1 protein-coding gene is annotated in these 916 nt (G+C 50.4%); it reads right to left on the minus strand.

The window, feature by feature from the left end; translation table 11 throughout:
• Positions 1-139: 139 nt before the first annotated feature.
• Entirely contained in the window at positions 140-829 is a 690-nt protein-coding gene (locus BHE81_RS28415; protein ID WP_172622152.1) for a hypothetical protein, read from the minus strand.
• Between the last annotated feature and the right edge of the window lie 87 nt (positions 830-916).

Genomic DNA, 916 nt, shown 5'->3' on the forward strand with positions numbered 1-916 from the left:
TTGAAACTCATGGCACTAATCCGTCAGTAAAGTATTAGGGTCGGAAGGACAAATTAATCAGAGGAAATACACCGGCACAGAAAACAGGATTACAGTCATGCCCGGATCCATTGATGGCCAGGCCGGATACTGGCTGCTATTAAGAGGTTATACAGAAGGTATAGCCCTCTGAGCCAGGGCAATGCCCGCCTTTAATGTACGACTTCGCCACCTGCCGTCCGGCCTCATCGACCAGGGCATGCAGTGTGGATGGCGATGTTTCAGCCGTGTACTGCAGGCAGACGCAGAAGCATTTCACCGGAGATTTAATTATATCCGGACGTTCAAACCAGCCGGTCGACGGGAATATCCGCGTGACGAAGAGCCTGTCAGAAGGAAACTGAGTCTGCACGGACCAGGCAAACACGTCGTCAGTGCTGTCGCGGCGATTGACGCCGGGGATATACAAATCTTCAGCTTCGCGCACAACACGGGAGGCGAGAGAGGACAGGACTGAATCATCCGTGCTGGCCGGGCCTTCCACACATATGGAAAGATGGAAATATTCCGGTTTGCTCTGCGCTTCTGGCTTTGCATCGGGAATAACTGACACCGTGCCTCGCTTACGTCCCGCGGAAGACGTCATTAATTTTCGAAAAAAGACACCTGCGATGAAAACAAGCAGAAGAATAACCAACGCGCTGCAAAAATACATGATGTGGTCACTGAAGAGAGAACAGACCTCGCGGTGTGACAGGGAATAAGTCTCCCCCACAGCAGGATGCGGATAAATATCGCCAGGCACCAGTTCATGTGTATCAACAGACCTGACAGGTTCAGATATTGTCATAAATAACCTCTGATAAAATAAAGTCAAAAAGACTCCGCCGAAGGCGGCAACGCCTCACAGATGCACAAATAAATTGCGCAACTGTTC

It is taken from the genome of Klebsiella sp. AqSCr (assembly GCF_008452795.1).
GTDB lineage: Bacteria > Pseudomonadota > Gammaproteobacteria > Enterobacterales > Enterobacteriaceae > Klebsiella > Klebsiella pneumoniae.

Coding starts and splice junctions, on each gene's coding strand:
- BHE81_RS28415 (WP_172622152.1), bottom strand. CDS start 829: ATGACAATATCTGAACCTGTCAGGTCTGTTGATACACATGAACTGGTG.